General features: G+C 43.2%; 7 protein-coding genes and 1 pseudogene. 7 read left to right on the forward strand and 1 reads right to left on the reverse strand.

From position 1 onward, the window contains the following. The 4 genes and pseudogenes from AC1DUA_RS22035 to AC1DUA_RS22050 all read left to right on the forward strand — a co-directional run. Positions 1-504: pseudogene (locus AC1DUA_RS22035) on the forward strand (threonine aldolase family protein); the annotation flags it as partial. 44 nt (positions 505-548) lie between these two features. Further along, a complete protein-coding gene (locus tag AC1DUA_RS22040; protein ID WP_477501813.1) occupies positions 549-1,106 on the forward strand; it encodes an ATP-dependent DNA ligase in 558 nt (185 codons plus the stop codon). Positions 1,107-1,141: 35 nt separating this feature from the next. Continuing rightward, positions 1,142-1,444: a Dabb family protein gene (locus AC1DUA_RS22045; protein ID WP_477501814.1), complete on the forward strand. Its 303-nt coding sequence runs from the start codon at positions 1,142-1,144 to the stop codon at positions 1,442-1,444. A gap of 187 nt (positions 1,445-1,631) precedes the next feature. Beyond that, a complete protein-coding gene (locus AC1DUA_RS22050) occupies positions 1,632-2,669 on the forward strand; it encodes a peptidoglycan-binding domain-containing protein (protein WP_477501815.1) in 1,038 nt (345 codons plus the stop codon). 304 nt (positions 2,670-2,973) lie between these two features. Here the strand turns inward: AC1DUA_RS22050 and AC1DUA_RS22055 are convergent, their stop codons facing one another. After that, positions 2,974-3,372 carry a helix-turn-helix domain-containing protein gene (locus AC1DUA_RS22055; protein ID WP_477501816.1) on the reverse strand — a complete coding sequence of 133 codons (399 nt, stop codon included), beginning with the start codon at positions 3,370-3,372 and terminating at the stop codon, positions 2,974-2,976. A gap of 361 nt (positions 3,373-3,733) precedes the next feature. On the opposite strand from AC1DUA_RS22055, the gene AC1DUA_RS22060 reads away from it, so the two are divergent. From AC1DUA_RS22060 to AC1DUA_RS22070, 3 genes are all read left to right on the forward strand, one after another. After that, positions 3,734-3,940: a helix-turn-helix domain-containing protein gene (locus AC1DUA_RS22060; protein WP_477501817.1), complete on the forward strand. Its 207-nt coding sequence runs from the start codon at positions 3,734-3,736 to the stop codon at positions 3,938-3,940. Between the two features lie 338 nt (positions 3,941-4,278). Continuing rightward, positions 4,279-4,917 carry a helix-turn-helix transcriptional regulator gene (locus AC1DUA_RS22065; RefSeq protein ID WP_477501818.1) on the forward strand — a complete coding sequence of 213 codons (639 nt, stop codon included), beginning with the start codon at positions 4,279-4,281 and terminating at the stop codon, positions 4,915-4,917. 269 nt (positions 4,918-5,186) lie between these two features. Then, positions 5,187-5,768, forward strand: a complete 582-nt coding sequence (locus AC1DUA_RS22070) for a DUF3502 domain-containing protein (RefSeq protein ID WP_477501819.1) — start codon at positions 5,187-5,189, stop codon at positions 5,766-5,768. Positions 5,769-5,933: the final 165 nt, after the last annotated feature.

Here is a 5,933-nt window from a genome sequence, read left to right on the forward strand (position 1 = left end):
GATTGGAGGTATTGCTGGGGCCCTTCTTGCAGGAGGATTGGAGGTATTGCTGGGGCCCTTCTTGCAGGAGACGAGACATTTACGAAACAGTCCAAAGTGTGGAAAAGGCGCCACGGCGGCGATTTGATCAGTCTGTACCCGTACATCCTTAGTGCAAGCCACTATTTCAAGCAGCGTTTGAATAAAATGGCGCAGTACTACGAAGAAGCAATAGAACTTGCTGCTTTGTATAATCAGGTTCCTGGTATTGCTACGAACCCTATTAAGCCAGTCACGAATATGTTCCACGTACATATCCATATGCCAAAAGAGAAGATGGAATCCCTGTTGATCAGCTTATATGAGGCAACAGGCGTTGGACTTACTCATTATTTAAAGGAAGTTAACGAAACATCTTGCTGTTATGAGGTTTCCATCGGTGATCGGTATGCAAATGTACCGAAGGAAGAGCTTGGGAAAGCTTTTGCGTGGCTGGAGAGTCAGATGAGCGAAAATAACGTTTAGACGGTTGATTAAATCCCCAAACTGGTAACAGGAGGGGATTTTTAATGTTATTTTCAGCCATAAAGCCAATGGCCGTCAGTGTCGGTGTGGAACCATTTGATGATCCACAATTTATTTATGAGCCCAAATGGGATGGCGTTCGAATCCTTATCCATAAGCAAGGAAGCCGCATAGAAGCCTATACGCGGAGCGGAAGAGTTGTAACGCACAAGTTCCCGGAGTTACAGGATGCACGGGGAGCGATCAAGACGCATTCTGTGATTTTGGATTGTGAAGGGATTGTATTGCGTGACGGCACACCTGCATTTGATGACTTTATGTATCGGGATCGGATCAGTCAATCAGGGAAAATAAACCGCGCAGTGCATACGCATCCGGTGACTTTTGTAGCATTCGACCTTTTGTATACGGATAGAGAGCTTCTAAATGAACCATTAGTAGAGCGGAAAAAACGTCTTTCTGCTGTCGTTGATTCTACATCAGTACTGATGCCGACGTTGTTTGTGGAGGCGCAGGGAAAGGCGCTTTTTGAAATGATGAAAAAACGGAATATGGAAGGGATCGTGGCCAAGCGGAAGAACTCGACTTATGTGCTATGCTAAAATAAAGAAAACTAGTAGGAGGTTGGTCCGACACGATGTTTGAACACTTGGTTTGTTTTAGATTTAAGGAAACTTTGGATGCGCAGAAGGAACAGGAATTGATTGAGCAATTGTTGTCTTTCAAAGGTCAAATTCCGGGCATTATCCAGATTACCGCAGGTGTGAATGAGACGGAAGAAACGGGGAATAGGCAGGGCTACACAATAGGATTGCGGGTGACCTTCCAAGATCGCGAGTCTTTGCAGCAGTATGGCCCACATCCTGTTCATCAGGAATTCGTGCAGTCACTTAAAGGCATAATTGAGAATGTGATTGTGATTGACTACCCTATTAAATAACCATGGAGATTAATAGAAGGGGACTGGCAGCTAATGCCGGTCCTCTTTTTGTATGCGAACTATTTAGTGATTGGATAACCGTGCATTCCCCTTATTTCCCATAAAAGAAATAAAGTAGCGTGCTAGAGTGTTGGGGAATAGTATTACCGCGGTAAAATAATTTTCAACCAAAGGAAGGTGTCTACTAGTGCAACAATGGAAGGAAAGTAACAAGCAAAAAACAAGAATCAGTACGTTAGCCGGAAAATATCTTGGCGTTGCTATTCTGTCTGTCATGCTTCTACTTTATGTGCCGAACCTTGCTGGGGCAGTTGGGAAACCCTCCAATGGTCCTGACGTATACGTCATTCAGGGAATGTTGAAGTCACTGGGCAGCTATTCAGGTGAAATTAATGGTTATTATGATGATTTGACGGTTAGGGGCGTTAAGTATTTTCAGAAAAAACACGGACTCCCCGTGACAGGCGCGGTAGATAACCGAACCTTCGAATCAATCACATATGCTTATATAAGGGCTAAAGGAGCGGGTCAAGGCGGAACCGGAGGCGGCCAAGGCGGTGGTCAGGGTCATGGGGAAGGTAGAGGCCATGGCGGAGGCCAGGGCACTGGCGAAGGTAAGGGCTTTGGCGGAGGCGGCAAAGGTCAAGGTGGTATTGAAGGCGGCCAAGGCGGAGGCCAGGGCACTGGYGAAGGTAAAGGCTTTGGCGGAGGYGGCAAAGGTCAAGGTGGTATTGAAGGCGGCCAAGGCGGAGGCCAGGGTACTGGCGAAGGTAAGGGCTTTGGCGGAGGCCAGGCACCAATGCCAAACGGCAATGGATATAAAGCGCCGAGTGGCAACGGAGGACAGGCACCAATGCCGAATGGCAAGGGGGGTCAGGCGCCAACACCAAACGGCAACGGAATGAAAGCGCCGAGTGGCAACGGAGGCCAGGCACCAATGCCGAATGGCAAGGGGGGTCAGGCGCCAACACCAAACGGCAACGGAATGAAAGCGCCGAATGGCAACGGTGGGCAGGCACCAATGCCGAATGGCAATGGGGGTCAGGCGCCAGCACCAAACGGCAACGGCTATAAAGCGCCGAATGGCAACGGAGGGCAGGCACCAATGCCGAATGGCAATGGAACACAAACGCCAAATGGTAACGGGAATGGTAACAGCAATGGTAACGGAAATGGCAACGGCAATGGCAATAACGGAAACGGTGGTCAATCAAACGACGACTAGTAGGGCAAAAGCTTGTTTCATCCTAACAGGATGAAACAAGCTTTTTTAAAAGAATTTATATGTTCTTGGAGTAGCTGAAGGTGGACTTTAGCTATGCCCAAGTGTGAAATAACAGCAATTTCTACGGTTAAAAATGGCGCTGAGAGAGGGTTTTGTTGAATAACAGGAGTTCCTCCAGTTATTTTGGCCACAGCTGCCTCTTTATGAGAAAGCTAGAGGGAATAGCGGAAAGATTTCCATCTAATCCATAGAATTAGCTCATTTTGAACAAAATAACCGTATTATTTCCATGTAAAATCTCAGTTTATGTCGTAGGCGGGTCCTCAAGTTTCGATTCCTGGCGCTGTTTCCAGAATAAAACGGTCAGCATCCGCTCGACCCATTCCTTGTCTTCATCAGTTAATAGAAAGCCGTCGAACATAAGCTCATTCTCACGCAGGAACCGCCGTAAGTTGACAGGGTTGCTTTGGAATTTCTCTGTTGACGGCGTTGATTCCAAGTATCCAGCTAGATCCATTAATTCAGAATAGGACGTGTTGAGTCCTTCGGAGAGCTTCATCAACACCTCCGGAGACGGGATGCCGCGATTGCCATTTTCTAATTGTGAGATGTATGCCGCAGAAACGCCAGAACGGTCAGCTAGCTCCCGCAAGGTAAAACCTTTTAATTTACGCAAATCTCGTAATTTATCATAGAAATACATTATTTTCACCCTCGCGATTCGAAAAGTAAACAGTAGTAAACATTTTAATAATATCAGTATACAAAAGTAATTACAATGAGCGGAAGGCTGGAAGATAGGCGGAAATAATGTTATTTAAAGTAAACGTTTTTGGTTGCAAAAGTTAAATTCCGTGATATAATAGAAACTAGGGGAACAAAATGAGAACGGGAGGAGCGCAGAAACGAACGAATGATCAAGGAAAATAAGGACCGTTAGCGGAAAATAAAATTCGTTAGTGACTGTTAACTTTTGTAAACAAGTTTAGTTCTTTTCAAGTGACATACTATAAATATGGTTGTTTTATAAGTCATTAAGTTAATGGATGAAGGAGAGCAGGGATATGAGGATTAAGGCTAAAACCGACTCGTTTATGAAGGCTCGAATTATCAAAGGATACTCCCAGAGGGAGCTGGCAAAACAATCGGGGTTAAGTCATTCCTATATCAGCTTATTGGAAAGATCTCTAAAGTCAGTGGGACCTGCGACAGCCAAGAAGTTAAGCGATTTATTGGGAAAGGATTTGGAGGATGTGTTTCGGATTGATTAGATAGAGGAAGATCTCCCAATAACCAACGTCCACTCCATCACCGCGGTGTTGTCTCATCCAATAATCTCCAGCATGACAATCCAACTCTTTTCCTTGTATAAGTGAGGGGACATTTATTTCTTTGATAAAATTGTCGGGTGACAACTATATAGTCCGATTACTATCCGCCTATAGGGCGGTTTTTATTTTATCGGATCACATTCTTATGAGATGTCGTATAATTAGTACAAAGACGGGGAGAATGTTCATAAACATTGCTAAATGGCAAGAATACGTATAAAATATGCATTAATAAAAATTTTTATTTGATATTATTTTTTTTAAGGTGAGTGATGAGATTGGAACATATTAATGATGAATTAGTATTCTTGAAGCAAATCATCAAAGGAATTGCAACGCAATTCGGGGAAAAATGCGAGGTTGTCCTTCATGATTTAACTGGTGATTATGACCATACAATTGTAGGTATCGAGAACTCTCATATTACCGGGAGAAGAATTGGTGACTGTGGGAGTAACCTCGGGCTTGAAGTACTGCGAGGTTCTGACAAAGATGGTGATCGCTACAACTATGTCACRCAAACGAAAGACGGAAAAATACTGCGATCTACTTCCATTTACCTCAGAAATAATGAAGAGCAGATTATTGGGGCTATTTGCATGAATATGGATATTTCTGATTTGATTATGGCAGAAAAAGCGCTTAAATCGATCACGATGCACAGCATAGAGCAAGAAACCGAAGAAGTATTCGTTAATGATGTGAGTGATCTACTGGATTACTTGCTACAGCAATGCCATAACGAATTAGGAATACCGGTTTCCCATATGAGTAAAGAGGACAAGAAGAAAGCAGTTCAATTTCTGGATAAACGTGGAGCATTCCTTATAAAGAAAGCCGGAGATAAAGTGTGCCAATTTTTGGATATCTCCAAATTTACTCTTTATAATCTACTCGATGAAGTTCGTGTAAAGTAATAATTTCGTTCTAAATAATGTAATACTATTAGGATAAAGGAAAATAAAGAATTGAGGTAAGGCAATCGTATGAGGTGGCGGCAAATCCGGAAACTGCTAAATGGGTAGTTTCCGAGGAAGTTCTATCGTATGTGAACAGCGAATAGCCTCTTTTTTTTGCCTTTTTTCCATTTAACCAGGACAAACTCCCTCATAAACCTTTGTGATGACTTATCGCTGCCCCTACAAAAAGTCAGCAGAACGATAACGAAAAAGTCAGCATACTGTTAGTGGCGCTTTCAGTGACTGCGCAGCTGCTCGAACCGGTAGCAACAACATTAACGATTACAAACCTTATGTGGGGAATTCCGCAGAATTCAACGGACCCGGAACGCGCAATGATGCTGATGAATATGCTCTATACGGATAAAGATCTAATTAACTTGCTAGACTGGGGTATTGAAGGCAAACATTATGTGAAAGTTTCTGATAATATGATCGATTTCCCAGCAGGCGTTGACGCGAAAAACAGTGGTTATTATTTGGGGTTGAGCTGGGTGTTTGGCAACCAATTTCTGTCCTACGTGTTCAAAGGGGATGATCCAGATATTTGGAAAAAAATGGACGAATTCAATAAAAGCGCGAAGAAATCAAGGGCGCTTGGCTTCAACTTTAATGTCGAATCAGTAAAGACGGAAATAACAGCAGTAACGAATGTAGTTAACCAATACCAAAAAGGTATTGAGACAGGTACGCTTGACCCGGATAAGGCACTGCCTGACTACAAAGCTAAACTCAAATCAGCGGGCATCGATAAAATTATTGAGGAAAAACAAAAGCAATTGGATGCATGGACGAAGATGAATAAATAGGTTTGAGTGATGAACCCCAATCAACTTCACATAAGTTGGTTGGGGTTTATTGTACAATTACTCGCAATTATATGTATCTTGTAGTTGCAGCTCGGAGAAAGGCTATAATCGACTTTGAACATTCCTATGATATGAAATCTAACATAATTATAGGTGGTATTAGTT

The sequence above is a fragment of the Paenibacillus sp. 01T422 genome (genome assembly GCF_056398785.1).